This is a genomic window from Cupriavidus sp. BIS7 (assembly GCF_000292345.1).
Classification (GTDB): Bacteria; Pseudomonadota; Gammaproteobacteria; order Burkholderiales; family Burkholderiaceae; genus Cupriavidus.
In genome coordinates this window covers 1-22604 of record NZ_ALOU01000020.1, presented here as the reverse complement: position 1 = coordinate 22604, position 22604 = coordinate 1, and the positions used below count along the sequence as shown (strand labels likewise).

Sequence of the window (22604 nt, the reverse complement as noted above, 5' to 3'; positions counted from 1 at the left end):
GCGACAAATGATCCATCTCTTTTTCGGGTTGCTGTGCATCCTATTGGTCTGCATCTTCTGGCGGATATTTCTGCCGGTGGGTATTTTGGCTCTGCTTGGCTTTCTGCTCCTTCTGGCAATATCGTATCTAGCGCAAAACGATTGGAGGGCGCTGCGCTCCGAACCTGCGCCCGCGGCAGTAAGCGCCCTGGAACCAAGCTATGATTCCCCAAACTACCAAAGCGGAACTGCCCATGACAGCTACGCGCAAGAATGCTATATCGAGGGCGTGCGCGGCGATCACGATATAGAGGTATGCGTCATGCGTAAGCAAGCTGCTGAGTGATAGCGCTTTTGAGGCGGCTGCGCATCGGTTTTTCGTGACTCGGGGAATGGTTCTCAAGCCCAATCACAAGGTTATGCTTGGGGTGAGCGCGCCACGGCCTAGTGGTTGTGATGGCGGACGGGACGACCGAAGGCTTCAAATCTACCCGCGCCGCGTTCCGCGCTTTGAACTTGCCGGGTTCGCGCTGTATCAAGTTCCGTCTCGGGCTGAAGGAGTCGGGGCGCGAAGTGTTTGTTAATGCCGGAGTTGAGCTGGCGTGCCCGCGCGAGATCAATGTCCTATCGCTTCCGTAGGCGCGGCGGATACCGGAGCCTTAACCGCCCGTTACTCCCCTTAAGCGGGAGCGCCGTAACCCATTTTTTATGGATCCGTTTGCATCAGATTGGCGCAACGGGACTTATCCGGGCCGCGAACGCGCAAAAGAAAAGCCGCGACACGCGCGGCTCCCGTTCCAAAAACGAACCTATAAATTATGGGCTCTTTCGCTTACCCCAACTTCGCCGCGATAGATTCCGCCGAAGGCTTCGCATAAATCGCTAACATGCTAAGCGAACGGTGGCCTGATACTTGCGGGACTTCGGCAATCGAAAGTCCCTTTTCGATCATCAAGGACACCGCTTCTCTACGGAGATCATGCATCCGCAGCCCTTCGATGCCCGCCCGGTCCCGGCACAGCACCCACGCGCGTTTAAGGTTTCGCGAAGTCATCCCGTGTAGCACCCGCTCACCCTCTCGCGGAATCTCTTCGAGAATCGCGCAGGCCTTCGAAGACAGCGGAATCGTTCGCGGGTGTCGATTTCCGCACTGGCGAATTGGAGTGGCATGAAGTGTCAAGCAGACGAACAGTAATGCAAAGTCTCGCGGACCATTCCTGCCTACAGTGGTTTCGGAAGCAATGCGTAATTAATCGGCGCTAATTGTTGTGATGGATTGGCAACGGATTTGCGCGACAAACTAACCGTCCCATAGTTCTAATCCGACCAAAAGAAATAAAGTCATGAAACGCACTCTCATTGCCGCGCTCTTCGCGCTTGCCTCCGTCCCCGCGTTCGCGGCGGGCGGCGTCCTCGCCACGATGCCCAACGAAGCCGGTGGAAACATCGAGATCACCAATATTAAATGTCCGGACGGCTATTCCGGTTTCATCACGCGTTCGTTCTTTACGAACGGGCAAGCGGAGGACATTTTTGGATGCTGGATTCCAAGTGCCGACACCGCCCACATCCGAATCGTCTGGTATCCGCGCGATCAACACAAAACCAGCCGAACCTATAACACCAAAGATTTCGTCGCGACGAAATACGGCGATGACCGCTCGCATTGGGACGAACTCGACAAGTAAATTTGACCCGACCATTCAAGGAGAACCACCATGAAAAAGACCCTCATCGCGCTCGCGCTCGCCGCCGCCTCCGTCCCGGCCTTCGCCCAGTCCTATAACAGCCAACAAGTCGGCAACACGACCTTCTATTCAAACGGCGAAACCGCCCAACGGATCGGAGACACTACGTTCTATTCCAATGGCGAAACCGCCCAACGCGTCGGCAATACGACCTTCTATTCCAACGGCGAAACCGCCCAACGGATCGGCAACACGACCTTCTATTCGGACGGCCAGACGGCGCAACAGGTCGGAAACACGACCTTCTATTCAAACGGGCGGACCTGTCAACAGATCGGGAACCAGCGCTTCTGTCAGTGAACTTTTTGGTTCGACAGCCAAAATATTTCTTGCGCTATCACTTAAACGCATTCTGGATTTGAAGACTGAACGAGAATCGAAGCTTCTCGAAAATCGCCGCCATGGCGCTTAGCGCGGGAAAATAGGAGGGCTGGTCATGCGAATCGATTCTGTATGCACCGAATGGAAGAAGTTTCCTGATCCGAGACACGGCGGCATGCTTGCCGCGCCTTTCGGACCGGGGTGTTATGAGCTGCGACTTGGTAATGAACTCGTTTTATTCGGGACCGGCAAAAATGTCGCCTATCGTATGAGTTCGCTTTTGCCCGAGCCATTCGGAGCCGGACACCGCAGTAATAGCGCGAAACGGGATTACGTCCTGGCGAACTTAGGCAGCATCGAATATCGGACCTTGGCCTGCGCGACTGCGGAGGGCGCCAAGGAGCAAGAGCGGCGATTGAAAAACGGCAGCAATAGCTATCGGTTCCCGACTTGATGGGCAGTACGCGGCGGACCGTTCCGCCCGCCGACCATGTCCGGGCGCACGAATCAATGTTCTACGCCGTGTAACGAGCCGCCATCAGGCTACCCTACACTAAGCCGCGATCATCGCCCGTAGGCGCTCCGCCCGCCGCGTCCTCTCAGAGTCCTTTGCACCGGCAAACGCGCACCAAGCCACCCGGAACCCCTTACGGGCAGTGGATTCCCCACTCGCACGATTCTCCCTTTATAGGGGAGTCTCCCCGTTGCGGAAGCGATCAGCCCGGACGGTGGGTAGTAAGAGGGGCGCAGATCCCCAAAAACCTCTCATGCCCATCCCGTCATACAGTTATGGCGATGTGTCAATTCGTGTTCGAGCAAGCTGTCAGTCTTTGTCGAAAAGAACTCCAAGCACGAAACGACATCTGCCACGTATGCAGCATCTAGAATGCCCGGATTCGCAAGGCCAGGGACATTTGCTGGAGTCGAGAACCCATGAGCAAATGAATGGCGAACGTCCATGATGCCCTTCAAAAAACTTTGCGTATCGTTCTGAGTGGCGAAGCGTGGTGCCCATATCCAAGACGGATAGGGGTCCATTCCTGTAACGTTCACGATCAACTCACGAGCCTTATCCCAGCTTGGCGTATTTAATTCGCTGGTCGCTTTCTGCACCATGGATTCGAATTGAACGATAAGCGGCCATGCTCTTCGATGAGCTTGAACTCTGGTCTTGGATACAAACTCCTTCAAAACCTCTTCCAGATACCCCTCCCAGCAACCAACAGCCTGAGCGACTGATGCTCGCATGAGATTTTGATCAGTAAAGTTCTGATCTGCGCTCGCAACACTTGCAGTCCCGACAAAACTCGCAAGTACCTTTGCACCGGCAATGACTGTCCGAAACTTGATAAGAGCCGCAGAGTCCATTAGAGCCTCTGCACTAGCTTCGCAACTGCCTTCGTATATTTATCGATTGCTGTCTGGTTGACTTGCACAACTTTGCCATCAATCGTGTGATGTCCGGATTGCAATTGCGACAACGGGCACCCCTCGCTCGAAGCAACAACAGCAACCGAGTGGTAGTCCGGCATTTGTGCAAATAACTGCGTCACGCTAGAATGGCCAACGAAAATCTTTTTCGAGGCTGCGTGTGCCTGACCAACTATTTCCCGTATTGGCTGGCTCTTAGCCTCGAATGCCGAACTGGGTTGCGACTTATACATGGTGACACGATTATTCACAAAGGTGTGCAAACGAGGTAGATCAATTTTCTCCTCCGTGGCCCGCTTGGAAAAGCTAAGGCGCGCATAACCCTTTAGTTCATTATCGGCAACGCCATAAAGCAGTGCAAAGACGTTTTCAATCCCGCGTCGTGAGCTGTCATCCGCGGTAAATGGAACGATTAAAAATTCTGCCGAACAAAGAGCGATCTGCGTGTAGACGGAAAAACTGGGATTGCAGTCTACGAAAGCTGTGACATCACTCGCCTCAGACGCTTCGGAAAAGGACTTGATCAAGTCTAGCAGCCAGCGCATGACTTTTGACCACGCATCCATCGGTAGCGGCATTTGCGAAGCTTGGCGAATTGCTTCGGCCAAAAGCTCAAGAAGATTATCCCCAGGTACTAGATATAGATTCTCTGGGATATTCTCGTTGAAGTCGGCCGGTCTGGTGATGAATGGCGATATGTCAGAGAGTGGCAGGAAGGGGGACGTTAGGCGGGCTTCAAAATATCCGCCAATGGAACGACGGGGTTTTTGCGTATAAAAATGATCAATATGGCTCGGCGCATCCTCATGATCGCCGAACAGCATTTCCGTCAAGTTTGCCTGCGGGCACAAATCCAAGACGAGCACATCTTCGTCCGGATTTTTCAATGCGTATTCACACGCCAACGCAAACGTTAAAAAGCTCTTTCCGACCCCACCCTTGTTATTCCACAATGCGTATCGAGGCATTAACTGTCCTTTTTCATATTTGCCCCGCCCTCGCGCATGCTGAGCGGCTTCAAACGGCACATGATACCCCTTCCATGCCACTTGGGAACCCCAAATAGGCGCTCCCTCCACAGGGCCGACCATCACTCAATCCGCGCCAAGCGCTCGCAGCCGGACATCGCCCGTTACCACCCGGAAGAGGGAGCGCCGGATGCATAACGGCTGGCTCCGAATGCAGCTAGGCCGCGCGGCAGGACGTATAGGGGACGCGAAGGCGGTTTTGCGGCTGCTACTATGCCGGCATCGAGCCGCGCGGCCACAGAAAGTCGGGAGGGATAACATATGACTAAGCATGTCATCGCTGCGCTCGCCCTCGCGGCGGGTTTTGGAGCGGCTCATGCAGAAAGTGCGGTGGACACGGCGCACATGGTCAGCCTTCCGGACGGCAGCAAGTACGTCAAACTGCGCGTGTGGGGTTGGGGCACGCAAGGTGGTGAAAACGGTAGGCCGCTGATGGACAGCTACGAGTCCTACAACCTCGTGACCTGCGGCAGAGGCATGGTCTGGTCCGTTACTTCAACCGACTTCTATAGGGGCAAGGTCGTGGAGGTGTCCTATGCCCCGACGCGAATCGACGTGTCCGAGATAAAAGAAGACACTGTGGCGGACTTGGTCTATAAAGCTGCCTGCGGGCGCGACCGTTAGCGGGGCAAACAAAAAGGGCACGGCCTCTTTCGAGAACCGCGCCCAAATCCGTTTGCTCAGTTGTCAGTCTATCCTAACTTCGCCGCGATGCTCTCCGCCGTGGGCCGCGCGTACACCTGTAGCATCGCGAGCGACCGATGACCGCTGACCTGCGCCACCTCCACCACGCTCAGCCCTCGCTCGATCATTCGCGACACGCCCTCCCGCCGCATGTCGTGGAACCGTAGCCCTTCGATCCCAGCCCGCTCCCGGCACAGTACCCATGCGCGCTTAAGCGTTCGCGAGGTCATCCCATGCAGAACCCGTTCGCCTTCGCGCGGCATGCCTTCGAGAATCGCCACCGCCCGCGAGGATAGCGGGATGGTCCGGGAATAGCCGTTCTTGGTGATCGGGAAATGCGCGGTCCGTTTCGAAACGTCCACGAATTCCCAGCGCAAATTTATGAGCTCGCCCGCCCGCGCGCCCGTTTCGATAGCCAGGAGGATCGCCGCACTCAGCCCTTTACTCCGTGAACGCTTCGCACTCTCTAGGATGCGGTCTAGCTCCCCGGCTTCCAGTCGCCTAGTCCGCGCGGCGGGAGCCTTCGGGCGCGCAATCTTCACGTCCGGGATTTCGACATTGTGTTCGACCCGCGCCCGGTTTATCGCTGCGTAAATAAGATTCATTTCGCGTAGAACGGTGCCCGCTTTAACTTCCTTTAGGCGATCATCCCGCCATTTCGCTAAAGCCGCTTTTAGGTCCGCGATGGCCGTTTTCGCTAACGGCTCTTCAAGTAGCAAGTCGATTTTCATTGTGGCGATTTCGCTAGAACGCTGCTTCGGCACGGCTTCGTCCCGATACGACCGCAAGATGTCCGCGAGTGTGGTGAATTCCGTCCCGTCCCCCTCCGCTTCGGAAGGGGGCGCGGCGGGCTTGACGCTCTCCGGTAACTCCCCCAGATCGAACCCGCGTTCAACTTCTCGGATGAAGGCTTTCGCATCCTTCAGTTCGCGGAAGGTCTTGCTGATGACCGGGAACCCCTTGCGGCGGCACTTCGCTTGGTAGGTGGTGATGCCGGCCTTCGTTATATTTTTCGTGATAACGCCCATGATGCTTCGCTCTCTTTCGTGTGAGAGCGAGTCCATGCATGGAGGCGGAGGGGGCAGGGCAGAAGCGTACATTCGCGTCCTGCTCGCGTCCTTGCACGAGGGGCGGCGCGGCGCGGCGGTAAGAATCCCCAAGCCGATCAACGGCTTAGGTCAGCCCAGAGAGCCTAAAGTTTCTCCCCTGCTAAGGGAGCATCCGGGCCAAAACCTGGATCGAGGGTTCGAATCCCTCCGTCTCCGCCACTACATCAGTATTGGCGGCGAACCCCGGAAGATCGCGGTCTTCCGGGGTTTTGTTTTTTCTGGGGTCCGAAATCCTGGGCCTGCTCTCGCTGCTTCGTCGCGTCCTGTCGCGTTCTATCGCGTCCAATCTGACCGTCTCGCGTCCTACGAAAAGTCCTGCGCTTCCATTCGCTAATCTGGTCCGAACTGGCGCGTTTGCACTTCATGCTGCGCCTGCCTACCATGTATCGAAGGCGTGACGCCCCATGGCACGGCGTCTGAATTGTCATATGGCAGGCGAGTGTGGAAGCGCGCATACGTGCAGCGGCACTGACAAATTTCTTCGAAGTCTCACGAGACCTTGGCCTGGATCCGCAGCCTCTTTTGCGCCAGGTGGGGCTGCGTCGCGCGGAGTTGGACGATCCTGACAAGTGGATTCCGGCCGCTGCCTGTGTGGCCTTGCTCGAGGCCGCCGCAACCACAACCGGCTGCGAAACCTTCGGCCTGCGCATGGCGGAGTCACGACGGCTGTCGTCGTTTGGACCGCTCAGCCTGCTGATCAGCCTACAGCCGACTGTGAGAGCGGCCCTGCTGACGACGATCCAGTACCGCGATCTCATCAATGAATCCGTCGCGTTGCTGCTCGAAGACGTAGGCCAGACCGCCATCATCCGGCAGGAAGTCATTGCGAATACTCCCTGCCGCCAGGCAACCGAGCTGGCGATTGGTGTCGTGTTCCGGCTGTGCCGGGGAGGACTTGGTACACACTGGCGCCCCGTTAGTGTCAACTTTGCCCATCAGGCGCCAGCCGACACGCAGGTCCATTGGCGCATCTTCGGGTGCCCGCTTGCGTTTGGCAGTGAGCTGAACGGGATGGTCTGCAGAAGCGCAGACCTGGACGCGCCCAACCCGCATGCCGATCTGGCCATGGCGCGCTATGCGCAGCGGTTTGTCGACTTGCTGCCCCGTCTGCGAGGGCGCAATGTCAGCCACGACGTACGCTGTGCCATCACTCTGATGTTGCCGATGGGTAGGGCAAATTCCGAATCCGTAGCCGAGGCGCTGGCGTTGAGCGTGCGTACGATGCAGAGCAGGCTGGATGAAGCCGGAGAGAGTTTCAGCGGCATTCTCAATGAGGTGCGTTGCGAGTTGGCCAGCCGCTTTGTGGAAAATACGGACTACTCGATGCTGCATGTAGCGCAGTTGCTGGGCTACACCTCGGCAAGCGCGTTCTCGCGCTGGTTCTCAACGCAGTTTGGCATGCCGCCGATCGAACGGCGCGCACAGCGGTCCGTGCCCACACCACGCGGGATCTAGCATTACTCTGCAGCCTTGGCGCGTTCAACTCGCACCGCACAGAACTTCAACTCCGGAATCTTGCCCATGGGGTCAAGTGCCGGGTTCGTAAGCAGGTTCGCAGCCGCCTCCGCGTAGCAGAATGGCAGGAAGATCATGTTCTCCGGCACATCCCTGTCGGAGCGGACCTTGACTTCGATGGTGCCCCGGCGCGTCCACAGGCGGGCAAACTCGCCAGGCTGCAGTCTCAGGCGGTGCAAGTCCTTTGGCGACATCAGGGCGACGGCTTCCGGCTCGATGACATCGAGCACATTCGAACGGCGAGTCATCGAACCTGTATGCCAATGTTCGAGAACGCGCCCTGTGGAAAGCACCATGGGGTACTCGTTATCGGGGATTTCATCTGGTGGCCGGATGTGAGCCGGGACGATTTTTGCCCGGCCGCTAGCAGTCGGAAAGCCGTTAGTGAAAATGATGTCGTTGCCCGGCACTGCCGGTCCCTCCACCGGGTACGTCACCGCACCCTCGCGCTCAAGGCGTTCCCACGTGATGTTTTTCAACGAAGGCATCACCTGCGTCATTTCCGCGAACACGTCGGCAGGTCCACGATAGTTCCACGCGAGACCCATGCGCTTCGCAATCTCCTGAATGATCCAGAGGTCCTGACGCGCATCGCCCGGCGGCTCGATGACCTGGCGCGCCAGTTGTACGCGGCGATCTGTATTGGTAAAGCTGCCAACCTTTTCGGCAAACGCGGAAGCCGGCAGGATCACGTCTGCATGAAACGCAGTCTCGGTCACGAACAGGTCCTGCACCACAAGGAACTGGAGCATTGCCAGGGCCTCTCGTGCGTGCTGCAGATCCGGGTCAGACATCGCCGGATTCTCTCCTTCGATGTACATGCCGGTGATCGTGCCCGCATGAATGGCATCCATGATTTCCACCACGGTCAAGCCTGGCGTGGGATCGATTTCCTGCTGCCAGACATGCTCGAATGGTGCGCGCAGATCCGCCCGCGCAACGGACTGGTAGTCCGGCAGGCACATCGGGATCAGTCCCGCATCGGATGCGCCCTGAACATTGTTCTGTCCCCGCAACGGATGCAGCCCTGTTCCCGGTCGTCCAATCTGCCCGGTGACCAGCGCCAGTGCAATCAGACATCGTGCATTGTCGGTGCCGTGCACGTGTTGGCTGATGCCCATTCCCCAGAAGATGATCGAAGCCTTCGACCTGGCGTATAGCCGTGCGACTTCTCGCAACGACTCGGCCGGAACGCCGCAGATCGGTTCCATCTTCTCCGGCGAGAACGCCAGTATCCGTTCTTTCAGTTCCTCATAACCTTCGGTGTGGTCGGCAATGTACCGGTCGTCCGTCAGACCCTCGGTGATGATCGTGTAAAGCATCGCGTTAAGCAGCGCCACATCGCTCCCCGGCTTGAACGCCAGATGCATGTGGGCATGCCGCGACAGGCTTTGCCGTCTCGGGTCAATCACGATCAGCCTGGCGCCCCGTCTTGCCGCGTTCTTGATGAACGTTGCCGCAACCGGATGGTTCACCGTTGGGTTGGCGCCGATAACGATGATGACTTCCGCGTCGAGTGCCGCCTCGAACGGTGCAGACACTGCGCCGGAGTTCAGCCCCTCCATCAAGGCTGCGACCGAAGACGCATGACACAGTCGCGTGCAGTGATCGACGTTGTTCGATCCGAAGCCGGCACGCACCAGCTTCTGGAACAGGTACGCCTCCTCGTTGGAACCCTTCGCCGATCCGAAGCCGGCCAGTGCCCTGGCGCCTTGCGTATCGCGAATACTGGCGAGGCCGCGCGCTGCAACGTCGAGCGCTTCCTCCCACGTCGCTTCGCGGAAGTGGGTGTACGGGTTGGCGGGATCGACCTGATCGGTCCAGTCCTTTTTTGCGTTTGGCAGGCGGATCAGCGGCGTCGTCAGCCGATGTGGGTGATGGATATAGTCGAATCCGAAACGGCCCTTCACGCACAGCCGATTGTGGTTGGCGGGACCGTTCTTGCCATCCGCATACAGGATCCTGTTGTCCTTCACCTGGTACGTTACCTGACAGCCAACGCCGCAGAAAGGGCACAAGGAATCGACCTGCCTGTCTGGATAATTGACGCGCGTCTGATGCTCGTCCAGCAGGGCGGAAGGCATCAGTGCACCGGTAGGGCAGGCCTGGACGCATTCGCCACAGGCGACACAGGTGGACTCTCCCATCGGGTCGTCGAAGTCGAAGACAACCTTTGCTTCGTGACCTCTGTAAGCCATGCCGATGACATCGTTTGCCTGAACTTCCCGGCAGCCGCGTACGCACAAGCCGCATTGGATGCAGGCGTCAAGATTGACGCGCATGGCGGGGTGACTGGCGTCTCCTTCCCGGCGTGTCGAACTTGGAAATCGGCTCGTGCTAACCCCCGTTTTATCCGCCCATTGCCAGAACGTCGAGTCCGGATCGTGCGACGTGGCGCGCGCGGGTTGATCGGTGACCAACAGTTCCATCACCATTTTTCTGGCCGACACCGCGCGTGTGCTTGCGGTCTTTACTTTCATTCCGACGGCGGGTGGTCGCATGCAGGAAGCAGCCAGCACGCGCTCTCCCTCAATTTCGACCATACAGGCGCGACAGTTGCCGTCCGCACGATAGTCAGGCTCCGGCGAATAACACAAATGCGGGATATCAGTGCCCAGTCGTTTGGCGACCTGCCAGATCGTCTCACCGGGCGCCGCTTCAACCATCTGTCCGTCGAGTTCAAACTGAATGGCGTTCATTGCGCGCGCTCCCGGGCCGGAAACAACTCAGGAAAATACTTGATGACGCTTGTTAAGGGATTCGGGGCGGCTTGCCCCAAACCACAAATGGACGCGTCCCGCATCGCCTGGCTCAGCTCGCCCAGTAACTCCTGATTCCAGACCTCTTCGGACATCAGTAGTGCCGCCTTTTGCGTACCTACCCGGCATGGGGTGCACTGGCCACAGCTCTCGTCTTCGAAGAACCGCATGAGATTGAGCGCGGCCCGCTTGATGTCGTCCTGCTCTGAGAGAACGATTACCGCTGCGGAGCCGATAAAGCATCCGTACTTTTCCAGCGTGCCGAAATCGAGCGGGATATCGTCCATCGATGCAGGCAGGATGCCGCCGGATGCGCCGCCCGGAAGGTACGCTCGGAAGGTGTGCCCGTCCGCCATGCCGCCGCAGAATTCTTCGATCAGCTCGCGAACGGTGACGCCGGCGGGGGCCAGTTTGACCCCGGGATTCTTTACGCGTCCGGATACCGAATAGCTGCGCAGCCCCTGGCGCCCATTGCGACCGTGGGCTTTCCACCAGTCGGCGCCTTTTTCAACGATATCGCGTATCCAAAACAGGGTCTCGACGTTGTTGATCAGCGTGGGACGGCCAAACAGGCCAACCTGATAGGGGTATGGCGGCTTGTGGCGCGGATATCCGCGCTTGCCTTCAATGCTTTCCAGAAGCGATGATTCCTCACCGCAGATGTAGGCCCTCGCGCCGCGCCGAAGATGCAACACCGGACCGCCGGGCGGTAGCTTGCCGATTTCACGCGCGAGGATTTCACGCACCGCCGGATACTCGTCCCGGATGTAGATGTACACCTCGGTTGCTTCGACAACATGGGCGCCGATCAGCGTGCCCTCGATAAAACGGTGAGGATCACGTTCGAGGTAGTAACGATCCTTGAAGGTCCCGGGTTCGCCCTCGTCGCCGTTGATCACCATGAGGCGCGGGCCCTGGACGCTCAGAACGGAACGCCATTTGCGGCCGGCAGGAAAGCCGGCTCCTCCCAGGCCGCGCAAACTCGAATCGTCGAGCACCTTCAGCAGGTCTTCCGCCGCAAGCGCACCGGAACGCAGCCGGCTCAACAACTGGTATCCGCCTGCTGCTACATACTCCTCGTACCCAACATATTTTGGCAGGCAGACGTGCGTGTCATTGTGCTTGATGGCTTCCATCACGCCGTGAACGTCCGCGTGATCGATGAAATTGTGGCCGACTTCTGCCACGGGAGCTGTGTCGCACCGTCCGACACACGGCGCGCGAACGACGCGAACGCCGGGTCCGGAGGCGACTTGCAGTTCCCCCAGCAACTTCTCCGCGCCAAGCATGGCACAGGTAATCGAGTCGCAGACGCGAATCGTCAGTGGAGGGATCGCCGGGTCACCCTCCTTGACGACGTCGAAGTGCGCGTAGAAGGTGGCTGTCTCGAACACCTCGGAAAACGCCAGCTTCATCTCATCGGCCAGCGCCGCGAGGTGGGCCGCCGAGATCTGCTTGTATGTGTCCTGAATCAGATGCAGATGCTCGATAAGCAAATCTCGTCGCCGCGGCCTTTCGCCAAGCAATAGGGCAATGTCGCGAGCCGCCTGTGGATCGATCGCTCGACCTTTCGGCGTTGCCCTGGCTTTGCGTCCTCCGGCGCCAGGATGCTCGAAGATCCTGATCGTCTGCTCATGCTGACTCATGTTTCACGTCTCCGACCGTGACCGCCCCGATACGACTGTGCTGCACTCAAGTGCACGTTATGTCATTCAGACAATAACGAACCATGGTGAGATTCGTAAATAGGTACTTTTGCACCGAAGCGGAGAGATCACAAGTGGGTGGTCGCCATCACCTGCCGCGTGCTATCGATGCAGCGAGGTCGCCAGACTCATGAGGTTCTGCGGGGCGACGCGGATCAGGCCGCCACGGGGGCTGTCGATATCGGAGATCAGTGCCAGGGACAGCGAAACCGTCATCGGCAGAATGAACAGGACGGCTCGCGACGTTTCCGTGCGTGTGCCATAGCCTTGCATCAGCGTGCTGAAGAAGGCAATGACAAGCATGAGGGACCAGGCCGATACGGGGATCCTGTTCAGCCATGCGGCTTCGGCATAGCCCTGCGAATTGATCACGTCGTTCATGCCGGCAACAACAAGCGACGTAATCGGGTTGGGCTTGTCCCGTGCGACACCACGCACAATCTTCCACATCTCGTCTTCAACCTGAGACGTGACCGCTTCGATCGCATCGAGATGGTCGTGGTCGCGCGTGCGGTAGTAAAGCAGCCGCTGATCGAGATAGCGGACAAGCAGCGCCTTGACCTTGTCGGTGTCGGGGCCTTCGATCAGGTCCGCGCGCAGATACTCGGTGCCAATCGCGTTGGCTTCCCCTTCCTCCAGGTTCTTGCGCTGATCGTAACGTCCGACAGCCATGGACAAGGTAAAGCCGATCAGCAGCGCCAGCAGCGTCAGCGTAGCGCCCTGCACGATATTGAAGTCGTCGCGTGCCTCGCTGGGGATGGGCTTGATTCGGCGTAACACCAGGGCGCCGACGGCTGTTGATGAGGTCAGCAGCACCAATAGCGCGATGAACAGGATGGCTGGATGACTGATCAGTTGGCTCATGGTGCTGGTGTCGGAAGACGCAATGGAGCTTCGAACCAGCCGTTCCCGGGTGGGTCGATCCGATCGCCATTATCGGCCTCTGCGTGGCGCCGGCGTGTTAAGACCTTTTGTTCTGCGATTTAAGAATCTTGCTTTCGCAGATGCTCTTGGGCTGGTTTTGTGCCCGGCACCATCACTCACGCTGCGTCTGCGCCCGCCACCCGAACAACGTAGGGTGTCGAATCGACACAACTATCACGCATCATTGTCTTAAATCATTTCTGTCATTCTTTTGAGTGGCGCAAGACAAGAGCAAGAGGTGGGTCAATGGGTCGCAGGAGAAAGCCGAAGTCGCTCAGCGAGGAACTGCTGGAATCGCCATGGTGGGTGTCCGCGATGTTCGCGCTCGGCAGTTATATCGTCTTCTACGCTGTCGTTCCGGCGATGCTGGCCGGGAATCCTTTGCTGGCAGGGCTTGCGGCGGTGATCAGATCGGTGGCATGGGCGCCGCCGTTGATTTTCGCGTTCGTCGGGCTGCTGTCTTTCGTTAGGGAACGGCGGCAGGCGCAGACGGCCCGCGTGCAGGGTGTTTCGCAGCGATTCCGGCCGGTCAGCCGCCCCGACAGCCGCCCCGACAGCCGCCAGGGAACTGCTCACGAAGCGGCTGCTCACCGCGAGTGGTCGATCGAAGCCTTGAAGCAGCTTGAATGGAAGCGTTTCGAGCTGCTGTGCGTGGCGTACTACGAAGCGATGGGATTCAAGGTCAAGACGGTGCCGCACGGCCCGGACGGCGGCATCGATGCCACGCTCTACAAGGCAGGCGTCGGAACGCCGCTGGCGGTGGTGCAATGCAAGGCCTGGAACAAGCCGGTCAAGGTCGAGCAGGTGCGGGCGCTTGGTGGCGTCATGCATGAGCACAAGGTGCGGCGTGGCGTGTTCTGGTCGCTGTCCGGCTATGTCGGCCAGCCCGTGCGGGAATCGGCCGAGCGTGCCGGCATCCAGCTTCTCGATGGGGCAGCGATTGTCGAGCGCATCCGCGCGTTGCCTGCCGAAAAGCAGGCCGCACTGCTGGCACAGGCGTTCAAGGGCGACTACCGTACGCCGACGTGCGCGGCGTGCGGCGTCAAGATGGTTCCGCGCGAAGTCAAGGGCAGGCCGATCTGGGGCTGCCGGAACTTCCCGTCATGCCGTTCGCTGTTCTTCCGCACGGCCTGACGACCGACGGCCAGACAACGGCTCAGCTCAGGCTGGTTGGCTTGGCCAGTTGGCTCACGATCCAATCGCGGGCTTCAGCGGACTGGCTCATCGTGAACGTGCGGATGTGGCCCGGCACCAGGAACCGGAAGACATTGATCGCGTGGCGGATCCAGTCATGGTCGGTCACTACCGCTACGCCTTCCCAGCGCAGATAGTGGGTAACGCCCAGCTTGAAGTCGTCCCATGCGGCTCCGGGTTCCATGCTGCTGAATTCGGGGCCGAGTTCGTAGTAGACGCGGATCTTCTCTCTGCCGGCCAGTGCAGCGTCCACGGCCGGGATCAGCACCTTCTCGTAGTCCTCGCGCGTCAGCTTGCCGGTGGCATGCACTGCAACGACGTTCCCCGGAAAGCCATCCAGGATCTTGATCATGGTCTTTCTCCATGCGGGGCGATCCGCCGATAGCCGATAGACGCTGCCCGCCTGCGTTGCCCATTCGGCTGGCGGACGCATGGGCCGCCAGACCGTCCGAATTCACGGTATATCCGGGTTGCGCCTGCGGCAAGATTCCTTACAAATCGTGCATCCAGAATGAAGGATATCCGCCGGCGGGTACAGAGTTCGGCACATGGCTCGACACTGAATCCGCTGCACCACGTGCCGATGCCGGGCAGGCGGGTGTGATGAATTGCATACTTGGTTCCGTAGTGCCGCAATGAACCCACGGCGCAGCGTGGCGAGGTGCACAAGGTTCATTTCCGGGTTTGCGGAATTGCACCCGTACGACCTATCGTTAGCTAGAGTGCCGACCTCGGCGCAGGACATGCAGGACACGCAGGACATCCGGAAGGCCGCCCCCCAAGGAGACGTCATGACCAAGAAGTCCTCCCACATCACGACCTGGATACTGATCGCGATGATCCTTGGCGCGGCCGTTGGCTACGCCTGCAATGTCGCCTTTCCGGACCCCAAGGTGGCCAAGGAGATTGCCGGGTATATCTCGCTGTTCACGGACATTTTCCTGCGGCTGATCAAGATGATCATTGCGCCACTCGTGTTCTCCACGCTGGTGATCGGCATTGCGCACATGGGCGATGCGGGTACGGTGGGGCGGGTTGGCGTCAAGGCAATGGCGTGGTTCATCACGGCGTCGCTGGTGTCGCTGACACTCGGGCTGATCATGGCGACGGTGCTGGCGCCCGGTCACAATATCGGCCTGCCGCTACCCGACGTGGGTTCGGCGACGAACCTCAAGACCAATGCGTTCACATTGAAGGACTTCGTGGTCCACCTGGTGCCCAGATCGGTGGGCGAGGCCATGGCGAACAACGAGATCCTGCAGATCGTGGTGTTCTCGATCTTCTTCGGCACCGCAATCTCCATGCTCGGCGAACGCGGCGCGCGCATGGCCGGCGTGATCGACGATCTTTCGCACATCATGCTCAAGATCACGGGCGCCGTGATGTGGCTGGCGCCGATCGCTGTTTTCGCGGCAATCGCCTCGACGGTGACCACGCAGGGCCTTGGCATCCTGGTGACCTTCGCCAAGTTCATGGGCACGTTCTACCTGGCGCTGTTCGTGCTCTGGGGGCTGCTGACACTGGCCGGGTTCATCTTCCTGGGGCCGCGCGTGTTCGCGCTGATCCGCCTGATCCGCGAGCCGTTCCTGATTTCGTTCTCGACGGCCAGTTCCGAGGCGGCGTACCCGAAGCTGCTCGATTCGCTCGACCGCTTCGGCGTCGATCGCAAGATATCGAGCTTCGTGCTGCCGCTAGGCTATTCGTTCAATCTCGATGGCTCGATGATGTACTGCACGTTCGCGGTGCTGTTCATCGCGCAGGCCTATGACATCCACCTGCCGATGGGCACGCAGATCACGATGCTGCTGCTGCTGATGCTGACGTCGAAGGGCATGGCTGGCGTGCCGCGCGCCTCGCTGGTGGTGATTGCCGCCACGCTGAATCAGTTCGGCCTGCCGGAAGCTGGCCTGCTGCTGATCATGGGCGTGGACCAGTTCCTGGACATGGGCCGGTCCGCCACCAATGCGGTTGGCAATTCGATTGCGGCGGCCGTGGTGGCCAAGTGGGAAGGGCAGTTGTCCACCGGGCCCATACCCGAGACGGAAAGCGCGATTGCCGCGGACGATGCGAGCACGGCGGAGGCCTGACATCATGGCCGCCCGCTTGCCACGATTGCTGGCCGCGCTGTGCCTGGGCCTGGCCGCCATGGCTGGCGCAACGCTGGCCACGGCGCAGGACGCCGCCGTGCTGACCGGCACACTCAAGAAGGCCAAGGACACTGGCACGCTGGTGATCGGCTATCGAGAGTCGTCGCTGCCGTTCTCGTACCTGAACCAGGCCAACCGGCCCATCGGGTATTCGATCGACATCTGCACGGACATCGTGCAGGCCGCCAGCGAGGAAGTGGGGCGCGAGCTGACCGTCAAGTGGGTGCCGGTGACGTCCGAGAACCGCATCGACGCGATCACCTCGGGCAAGATCGATCTTGAATGCGGATCGACCACGCGCAATGCCGAGCGCATGCAGTCCGTGGCGTTCTCTCCTGTGATCTTTATCGCAGGCACCAAGCTGATGGTGCCGCGCGGATCGCCGATCAAGTCGTTCCGTGACCTCAAGGGCAAGACCGTGGTGGTCACGGCGGGCACGACGAACGAACAGGCCATCAGGCAGTTGTCGATGCGCTTCAGTCTGGACATCAACCTGATCCGCGTACGTGACCACGCTGATGCGTTCGCGGTGCTCAGCCGTGGCGGCGCCGATGCCTATGCCGGGGACGACGTGCTGCTGTACGGCTTCCTGGCCCACTCCGGAGCCGGCAAGAAGTTCACGATCACGCGGGACTTCCTGTCTTATGACCCGTACGGGATCATGCTGCGCAAGAACGATCCGCAGTTCGCGGCGGTGGTGGACAAGGCCGTGCGCGAGGTGATCACATCGGGCGACCTGGGACGGCTCTACAAGCAGTGGTTCATGAACCGGCTGCCCACCGGGGAACAGTTGGGCATTCCGATGAGTGCGGAACTGGAGGGCATCATCGGCGCCACGCCGGAACAGGCGGAATAAGCGAACGAGTGTCGTGCTTAATGGGGCACTTATGCAAAATCGACAAGCACAGTTAAGGATTGGTGCGGCGCGATAGCTGAAACTGTACTCTTCCCGGCGCGGCGATTCTGTATATCACGGGCGTCACATCGAGGGCCTAGTCTCTCGTGCATTGCAGCAAGAAGTCGCCCCCCGATGAGTACCCCGATTCCCGAAAACGGACACGTTGCTCCGTATACGCACCCGGCCGCCGGCTGGGGCGCGCTCAAGCAGATCGCCATCAACCTGGTCAAGGAAAAGGTTGCCGGCGGCAAGTACAAGACGCTGTTCAAGCAGAACCAGCCTGACGGTTTTGATTGTCCGGGCTGCGCCTGGCCGGACCGCCAGCACGCGTCGACCTTCGAATTCTGCGAAAACGGCGTCAAGGCCGTGGCCGCCGAGGCCACCAGCAAGCGCGTGACCAATGCGTTCTTCGCGCAGTACACGGTCACCGAGCTGATGCAGCAGTCCGATTACGAGCTGGAGCAGCATGGCCGCCTGACGCACCCCGTGCGTTATGACGCCGTCTCCGACAAGTACGTGCCGGTGGACTGGGACGACGCGTTCCGCCTGATTGCAGGCCATCTGCAAGGGCTGGACGACCCCAACCGGGCCACGTTCTACACCTCTGGCCGCGCCAGTAACGAAGCCGCGTTCCTGTTCCAGCTTTTCGTGCGGATGTACGGCACGAACAACTTCCCCGACTGCTCGAACATGTGCCACGAGGCCACCAGCCGTGGCCTGCCCGTGACGGTGGGCGTGGGCAAGGCCACGGTGCTGCTCGACGATTTCCAGCTTGCGGACACGATCCTGGTGTTCGGCCAGAACCCGGCCACCAACCACCCGCGCATGCTCAACGAGTTGCGCGACGCGGCGAAGCGAGGTGCGACGATTGTCTCGATCAATCCGCTCAAGGAGCGTGGCCTGGAGCGCTTCACGAGCCCGCAGCATATGGCCGAAATGCTCACGGGCAGCAGCACGAAGATCGCGACGATGTTCGTCCGCCCGAAGCTGGCGGGAGATTTCGCGCTGCTCAAGGGCATCGGCAAGCGCGTGATCGAACTTGACGATGCAGCGATCGCCGCAGGCGGCAGGCGCGTGGTGGACGTGGACTTCATCCGCGAGCACACCGCCGATTTCGAGACATTTGCCGCCGACCTGCGCGCCGAAAGCTGGGCCGATATCGTTGCGGAGTCTGGCGTGACGCGCGAGGACATCGACGCGCTGACAGCCGTCTACGTCAGCAGCGAACGCACGATTGCGTGCTGGGGCATGGGCCTGACGCAGCATAAGGACTCGGTGCGCACGATCCAGTTGCTGTCGAACGTGATGATGCTGCGCGGGAACATCGGGCGGCCCGGTGCCGGGCTGATGCCGGTGCGCGGGCACTCGAACGTGCAGGGCGATCGCACGATGGGTATCGAGGAACAGCCGGACGACGCGTTCCTGGACCGCCTGGGTGCCACGTTCGATTTCGATCCGCCGCGCGCGCACGGCCAGGACGTGGTGGCCGCGATCAACGCGATGCTGGCTGGCAAGGTCAAGGTGTTCGTGGGCCTGGGCGGCAATTTCTCGATTGCCACGCCCGATACGCCGCGCACGTGGCAGGCGCTGCGCCAGTGCGACCTCACGGTCAATATCGCCACCAAGCTAAATCGCAGCCATCTGGTGATCGGCAAGGATGCGCTGCTGCTGCCGACGCTTGGCCGCACCGAGATCGACGAACAGAACGGCGTGGCGCAGGGCGTGACCGTCGAGGATTCGGTGTGCATGGTCCATATCTCGTATGGCATGAACAAGCCTGCGTCGCCGCATCTGCTGTCGGAGACCGCCATCGTGGCGCGCATGGCCGATGCCACGCTTGGGTCCGGCAAGGTGGACTGGCTCTGGTACGCGCAGGATTACTCACGCGTTCGTGATGCGATTGAGCGGGTGATTCCGGGATTCGAGCAGTACAACGAGCGCGTGGCGCGGCCGGGTGGCTTCCACCTGACCCCGGCATCGCGCAACCGCGTGTGGAAGACGGCATCGGGCAAGGCGCAGTTCCTGGTCCATGCGATCGACAAGGACACGCCGATCAAGCGCGCCCGTGCCCGCCACGGCGACCAACTCATGGTCATGATGACCACGCGCTCGCACGACCAGTACAACACCACGATCTACGGGCTCGATGACCGCTACCGTGGGGTGTTCGGCCTGCGCCGCGTGGTGTTCATCAACCGCGCGGATCGCGAGCGGCTGGGGTTTGAAGAGGGCGGGCATGTCGATATCACAAGCGTCTGGGAAGATGGCGTGACGCGCCACGTACGGGACTTCCGGCTGGTGGACTACGACATCCCCGAGGGCTGCCTCGGTGCGTACTATCCGGAAACCAATCCGCTGGTGCCGCTGGAGAGCATCGGTGACCGGTCCGGCACGCCGACGTCGAAGTCGATTCCCGTGCTGCTGCAACGCGCGGCCTGACTGAGAACGGTCATGGCGGAATACGAACCGGATCACGCCGGCTACGTGGAGCGTGAGGTCCGGCGCCACCAGGGCGCCCGGACGGTCATCGAACTGGACGATGTGGCGGAAGAAGTGCCGGTGGCGCTGGTCTACAACGGCATCTCGCACGCGGTGATGATGGCCACGCCGCTCGACCTGGAAGTGTTCGCGATCGGCTTTTCGCTGACCGAGGGCATCGTCGACAGCGTCTCCGAGATCTATGACGTTGAAGTGGATGCTGGCTGCGACGGCATCGAGGTTCGCATCGAGATTGCCCAGCGCGCGTTTATGGCGCTGCGCGCCCATCGGCGCACGCTGGCCGGGCGCACCGGTTGCGGCGTGTGCGGGACCGAAAGCCTGGCGCTGCTCGATCTGGCAGCGGCGCCGATTGCCGCACCCGCGCGCCGGATCGAACCCACGGCGGCCACGATTCGCCGGGCGGCCGAAGCGCTGCGCGAGCGCCAGCCATTGATGGCGGCAACCGGTGGCGCGCATGCCGCCGCGTGGTGCGATCCCAATGGCAACATCGTCGCCGTGTTCGAGGACGTGGGCCGCCACAACGCACTGGACAAGCTGATAGGGCACCTGGCCCGCGCACGCGAGTCGTTCGATGACGGCTTCGTCTTTCTCTCCAGCCGCGCCAGCTACGAACTCGTGCGCAAGGCCGCACGCATGCAGATCCAGATGCTGGCGACGATATCCGCGCCAACTTCACTGGCCATCAGGATCGCCGAACAGGCCGGTCTGCGCCTGCTGAGCTTCTGCCGGCAGGATGGCTTTGTCGAATACACGGCACCCGCAGCCACGGCCGATTTCGTATTACGATCCGAGTCGCTGGCACTGGCGGGCTGACGCCTGACTCCGGAGTTGCCGGCAATTACGGATAACTCTGGCGAAAGGTTGGCGGTGTGACTCTTTATGAAAAGCTTGCGGCCGATATCGAGGCGCTGGTGCAGCAGGGTGTCCTGCTGCCGGGCGAGAAGATTCCATCGGTGCGGCAGGCCGCCCAGCATCATCGCCTGAGCATCACAACGGTGGTGCGCGCCTATCTGCTGCTGGAATCGCGCGGCATCCTGGAAAGCCGCCCGCAATCGGGCTACTTCGTGCGCGCGCGGCCCGGCGAGCCGCCGATCGACCTGCAGCCGACGCGCCCCGCGGCACGCCCGTCCGCCGTGGATGTCAGCGCGCTGGTGCTGTCCACACTGCGTTCGATCCGCGCCGATGACGCGGTGCCGCTCGGCTCGCCGTATCCTGATCCCAAGCTCTATCCGTGGCAGCGCATCACGCAGTACGCCAATGCGATTGCCAAGCGCTACGACACGTGGAGCGTGCTGGACGACCTGCCACCGGGCTCGCCGCAACTGATCCGCCAGATCACGCGCCGCTACCTGGAGAACGGCCATGCCGTCGATCCGAACGAGGTGATCGTCACGATCGGCGCCACCGAGGCTATCAACCTGTGCCTGCAGGCCGTGGCGAAACCGGGCGATACGATCGCCGTGGAATCGCCGACGTACTACGCGATGCTGCACGCGATCGAACGGCTAGGCATGCGCGCGGTGGAGGTGGCGACCGATCCGGTGGAGGGGATCGACGTGCAGGCGCTGGCCAAGCTGCTCGACGAGCGACCCGTGGCCGCATGCATGGTGATGCCGAACTTCCAGAATCCGCTGGGCTTCCAGATGCCGGACGCGCGCAAGCAGGCACTTGTCGAACTGTTGACGGCGCGCGATATTCCGGTCATCGAGAACGATGTCTACGGCGAGCTTTACTACGGGGATGTCCACCCGACCTCGCTCAAGTCCTTTGACACGGCTGGCATCGTGCTGCACTGCTCGTCGTTCTCCAAGACGCTGACCAATGCCTACCGGATCGGCTGGGCGCTGCCGGGGCGCTATCGGGATAAGGTGGAGCGGCTCAAGTTCCTGAACACGCTGACCACGTCCACGATTCCGCAGCTTGCCATTGCCGAGTTCCTGCAGAAAGACGGCTACGACTATCACCTGAGGCGTGTGCGCCGTGCCTATGCGCAGCAGGCCAACATCATGGCGGCCGCTGTGCGGCGTTTCTTTCCGGCTGGCACGCGGGTGTCCCGCCCGGCCGGTGGCTATGTGCTGTGGGTGGAATTGCCTGAGGAGGTCGATGCCATGGCGCTCTATCACGCCGCGCTGGAGCGGCGCATTACTGTGGCGCCGGGCCATATCTTTTCGCCGGTGCCGACCTATACGAATTGCATCCGGCTGAACTACAGCGGGGCCTGGTCCGCGGAGATGGAGGCGGCCGTGATTACGCTTGGCAAGCTGGTGGCAACGCTGCAGGAGCGGGAGATAACATGAGCGACGATGCGATCGATCCGGTGCTGGAAGCCATTCTGCGGGCGCTCTGGGAACACACGGGCGGCGACCTGTCGCTGGCGCGGCTCAGCAAGCGGGCGGGCGTCCAGATGAGCGTGTTGAGGCGGATGCTGACCCAGCTTGCCGATGCGGAACTGGCGGTGATGACGCTGGAAGAGGACGGGCGCGGTTCGGCGCGGCTGACCGACGAAGGCGAGGCGTTGTGCGGGCAGTTGTTCGAAGAGGATGGTGGGCAGATGCTGCACTAGTTGTTCAAGCGCTTGCCCTCTCCCCCAGCCCCTCTCCCGCGCGCGGGAGAGGGGAGCCAACCGACAGCATTTGACGTGCCCGTGGTGTTCTCCCCTCTC

General features: G+C 60.6%; 20 protein-coding genes. 13 read left to right on the top strand and 7 right to left on the bottom strand.

Going from position 1 to position 22604, the window contains the following annotated elements; translation table 11 throughout:
* Nucleotides 1-7 precede the first annotated feature (7 nt).
* From B552_RS0108085 to B552_RS28810, 4 genes are all read left to right on the top strand, one after another.
* Nucleotides 8-325 (top strand): hypothetical protein, encoded by a 318-nt coding sequence (locus B552_RS0108085; protein ID WP_035879583.1) that lies wholly within the window; start codon nt 8-10, stop codon nt 323-325.
* A gap of 997 nt (nt 326-1322) precedes the next feature.
* Entirely contained in the window at nt 1323-1667 is a 345-nt protein-coding gene (locus tag B552_RS0108080) for a hypothetical protein (protein ID WP_019448495.1), read from the top strand.
* Nucleotides 1668-1697: 30 nt separating this feature from the next.
* Complete coding sequence (locus B552_RS0108075) at nt 1698-2027, top strand: hypothetical protein (protein WP_019448494.1); 330 nt, start codon at nt 1698-1700, stop codon at nt 2025-2027.
* 136 nt (nt 2028-2163) lie between these two features.
* Complete coding sequence (locus B552_RS28810) at nt 2164-2502, top strand: hypothetical protein (RefSeq protein ID WP_083860256.1); 339 nt, start codon at nt 2164-2166, stop codon at nt 2500-2502.
* A gap of 311 nt (nt 2503-2813) precedes the next feature.
* Here B552_RS28810 and B552_RS28805 read toward each other — a convergent pair whose 3' ends face one another.
* Together B552_RS28805 and B552_RS0108070 are read right to left on the bottom strand one after the other, a co-directional pair.
* On the bottom strand, nt 2814-3416 hold the full coding sequence (locus B552_RS28805) for a HEPN domain-containing protein (RefSeq protein ID WP_157160209.1): 603 nt from the start codon (nt 3414-3416) through the stop codon (nt 2814-2816).
* The gene (locus B552_RS0108070) at nt 3416-4570 is read right to left on the bottom strand and encodes a ParA family protein (RefSeq protein ID WP_237718177.1); all 1155 of its coding nucleotides are present in this window, start codon (nt 4568-4570) and stop codon (nt 3416-3418) included. The genes B552_RS28805 and B552_RS0108070 overlap by 1 nt, the downstream gene beginning before the upstream one ends.
* A gap of 198 nt (nt 4571-4768) precedes the next feature.
* Here B552_RS0108070 and B552_RS0108065 point away from each other — a divergent pair, with 198 nt between their 5' ends.
* Complete coding sequence (locus B552_RS0108065) at nt 4769-5131, top strand: hypothetical protein (RefSeq protein WP_019448492.1); 363 nt, start codon at nt 4769-4771, stop codon at nt 5129-5131.
* A gap of 68 nt (nt 5132-5199) precedes the next feature.
* Here B552_RS0108065 and B552_RS0108060 read toward each other — a convergent pair whose 3' ends face one another.
* The gene (locus B552_RS0108060; protein WP_019448491.1) at nt 5200-6219 is read right to left on the bottom strand and encodes a site-specific integrase; all 1020 of its coding nucleotides are present in this window, start codon (nt 6217-6219) and stop codon (nt 5200-5202) included.
* Nucleotides 6220-6741: 522 nt separating this feature from the next.
* Between B552_RS0108060 and B552_RS0108055 the strand changes: the two genes are divergently transcribed.
* Complete coding sequence (locus tag B552_RS0108055) at nt 6742-7755, top strand: AraC family transcriptional regulator (RefSeq protein ID WP_019448490.1); 1014 nt, start codon at nt 6742-6744, stop codon at nt 7753-7755.
* 2 nt (nt 7756-7757) lie between these two features.
* On the opposite strand, the gene fdhF is transcribed toward B552_RS0108055, so the two are convergent.
* The 3 genes from fdhF to B552_RS0108040 all read right to left on the bottom strand — a co-directional run bounded on the left by fdhF (nt 7758) and on the right by B552_RS0108040 (nt 13144).
* Complete coding sequence (fdhF, locus tag B552_RS0108050) at nt 7758-10514, bottom strand: formate dehydrogenase subunit alpha (RefSeq protein ID WP_026035442.1); 2757 nt, start codon at nt 10512-10514, stop codon at nt 7758-7760.
* Nucleotides 10511-12220: an NADH-ubiquinone oxidoreductase-F iron-sulfur binding region domain-containing protein gene (locus B552_RS0108045; protein WP_026035441.1), complete on the bottom strand. Its 1710-nt coding sequence runs from the start codon at nt 12218-12220 to the stop codon at nt 10511-10513. Before B552_RS0108045 ends, fdhF begins: the two co-directional genes overlap by 4 nt.
* A 162-nt stretch (nt 12221-12382) precedes the next feature.
* The gene (locus B552_RS0108040) at nt 12383-13144 is read right to left on the bottom strand and encodes a hypothetical protein (protein WP_019448487.1); all 762 of its coding nucleotides are present in this window, start codon (nt 13142-13144) and stop codon (nt 12383-12385) included.
* Between the two features lie 306 nt (nt 13145-13450).
* On the opposite strand from B552_RS0108040, the gene B552_RS0108035 reads away from it, so the two are divergent.
* Nucleotides 13451-14338, top strand: coding sequence for a restriction endonuclease (locus tag B552_RS0108035; protein ID WP_026035440.1), 888 nt, complete (start codon nt 13451-13453; stop codon nt 14336-14338).
* Between the two features lie 22 nt (nt 14339-14360).
* On the opposite strand, the gene B552_RS0108030 is transcribed toward B552_RS0108035, so the two are convergent.
* Entirely contained in the window at nt 14361-14750 is a 390-nt protein-coding gene (locus B552_RS0108030) for an STAS/SEC14 domain-containing protein (protein ID WP_019448485.1), read from the bottom strand.
* Between the two features lie 439 nt (nt 14751-15189).
* On the opposite strand from B552_RS0108030, the gene B552_RS0108025 reads away from it, so the two are divergent.
* From B552_RS0108025 to B552_RS0108000, 6 genes are all read left to right on the top strand, one after another.
* Nucleotides 15190-16485: a dicarboxylate/amino acid:cation symporter gene (locus B552_RS0108025; protein ID WP_019448484.1), complete on the top strand. Its 1296-nt coding sequence runs from the start codon at nt 15190-15192 to the stop codon at nt 16483-16485.
* 4 nt (nt 16486-16489) lie between these two features.
* Nucleotides 16490-17401, top strand: a complete 912-nt coding sequence (locus tag B552_RS0108020; protein WP_019448483.1) for an amino acid ABC transporter substrate-binding protein — start codon at nt 16490-16492, stop codon at nt 17399-17401.
* 174 nt (nt 17402-17575) lie between these two features.
* Nucleotides 17576-19882, top strand: coding sequence for an FdhF/YdeP family oxidoreductase (locus B552_RS0108015; protein ID WP_019448482.1), 2307 nt, complete (start codon nt 17576-17578; stop codon nt 19880-19882).
* A gap of 12 nt (nt 19883-19894) precedes the next feature.
* On the top strand, nt 19895-20755 hold the full coding sequence (gene fdhD, locus B552_RS0108010; protein ID WP_019448481.1) for a formate dehydrogenase accessory sulfurtransferase FdhD: 861 nt from the start codon (nt 19895-19897) through the stop codon (nt 20753-20755).
* 56 nt (nt 20756-20811) lie between these two features.
* A complete protein-coding gene (locus tag B552_RS0108005) occupies nt 20812-22239 on the top strand; it encodes a PLP-dependent aminotransferase family protein (RefSeq protein WP_019448480.1) in 1428 nt (475 codons plus the stop codon).
* Nucleotides 22236-22505: a hypothetical protein gene (locus B552_RS0108000; protein WP_019448479.1), complete on the top strand. Its 270-nt coding sequence runs from the start codon at nt 22236-22238 to the stop codon at nt 22503-22505. The genes B552_RS0108005 and B552_RS0108000 overlap by 4 nt, the downstream gene beginning before the upstream one ends.
* Nucleotides 22506-22604: the final 99 nt, after the last annotated feature.

Bases quoted from the DNA above. Each gene is read 5' to 3' on its own strand.
- B552_RS0108085 (WP_035879583.1), top strand. From the start codon at position 8: ATGATCCATCTCTTTTTCGGGTTGCTGTGCATCCTATTGGTCTGCATC.
- B552_RS0108080 (WP_019448495.1), top strand. From the start codon at position 1,323: ATGAAACGCACTCTCATTGCCGCGCTCTTCGCGCTTGCCTCCGTCCCC.
- B552_RS0108075 (WP_019448494.1), top strand. From the start codon at position 1,698: ATGAAAAAGACCCTCATCGCGCTCGCGCTCGCCGCCGCCTCCGTCCCG.
- B552_RS28810 (WP_083860256.1), top strand. From the start codon at position 2,164: ATGCGAATCGATTCTGTATGCACCGAATGGAAGAAGTTTCCTGATCCG.
- B552_RS28805 (WP_157160209.1), bottom strand. From the start codon at position 3,416: ATGGACTCTGCGGCTCTTATCAAGTTTCGGACAGTCATTGCCGGTGCA.
- B552_RS0108070 (WP_237718177.1), bottom strand. From the start codon at position 4,570: ATGGTCGGCCCTGTGGAGGGAGCGCCTATTTGGGGTTCCCAAGTGGCA.
- B552_RS0108065 (WP_019448492.1), top strand. From the start codon at position 4,769: ATGACTAAGCATGTCATCGCTGCGCTCGCCCTCGCGGCGGGTTTTGGA.
- B552_RS0108060 (WP_019448491.1), bottom strand. From the start codon at position 6,219: ATGGGCGTTATCACGAAAAATATAACGAAGGCCGGCATCACCACCTAC.
- fdhF (WP_026035442.1), bottom strand. From the start codon at position 10,514: ATGAACGCCATTCAGTTTGAACTCGACGGACAGATGGTTGAAGCGGCG.
- B552_RS0108045 (WP_026035441.1), bottom strand. From the start codon at position 12,220: ATGAGTCAGCATGAGCAGACGATCAGGATCTTCGAGCATCCTGGCGCC.
- B552_RS0108040 (WP_019448487.1), bottom strand. From the start codon at position 13,144: ATGAGCCAACTGATCAGTCATCCAGCCATCCTGTTCATCGCGCTATTG.
- B552_RS0108035 (WP_026035440.1), top strand. From the start codon at position 13,451: ATGGGTCGCAGGAGAAAGCCGAAGTCGCTCAGCGAGGAACTGCTGGAA.
- B552_RS0108030 (WP_019448485.1), bottom strand. From the start codon at position 14,750: ATGATCAAGATCCTGGATGGCTTTCCGGGGAACGTCGTTGCAGTGCAT.
- B552_RS0108025 (WP_019448484.1), top strand. From the start codon at position 15,190: ATGACCAAGAAGTCCTCCCACATCACGACCTGGATACTGATCGCGATG.
- B552_RS0108020 (WP_019448483.1), top strand. From the start codon at position 16,490: ATGGCCGCCCGCTTGCCACGATTGCTGGCCGCGCTGTGCCTGGGCCTG.
- B552_RS0108015 (WP_019448482.1), top strand. From the start codon at position 17,576: ATGAGTACCCCGATTCCCGAAAACGGACACGTTGCTCCGTATACGCAC.
- fdhD (WP_019448481.1), top strand. From the start codon at position 19,895: ATGGCGGAATACGAACCGGATCACGCCGGCTACGTGGAGCGTGAGGTC.
- B552_RS0108000 (WP_019448479.1), top strand. From the start codon at position 22,236: ATGAGCGACGATGCGATCGATCCGGTGCTGGAAGCCATTCTGCGGGCG.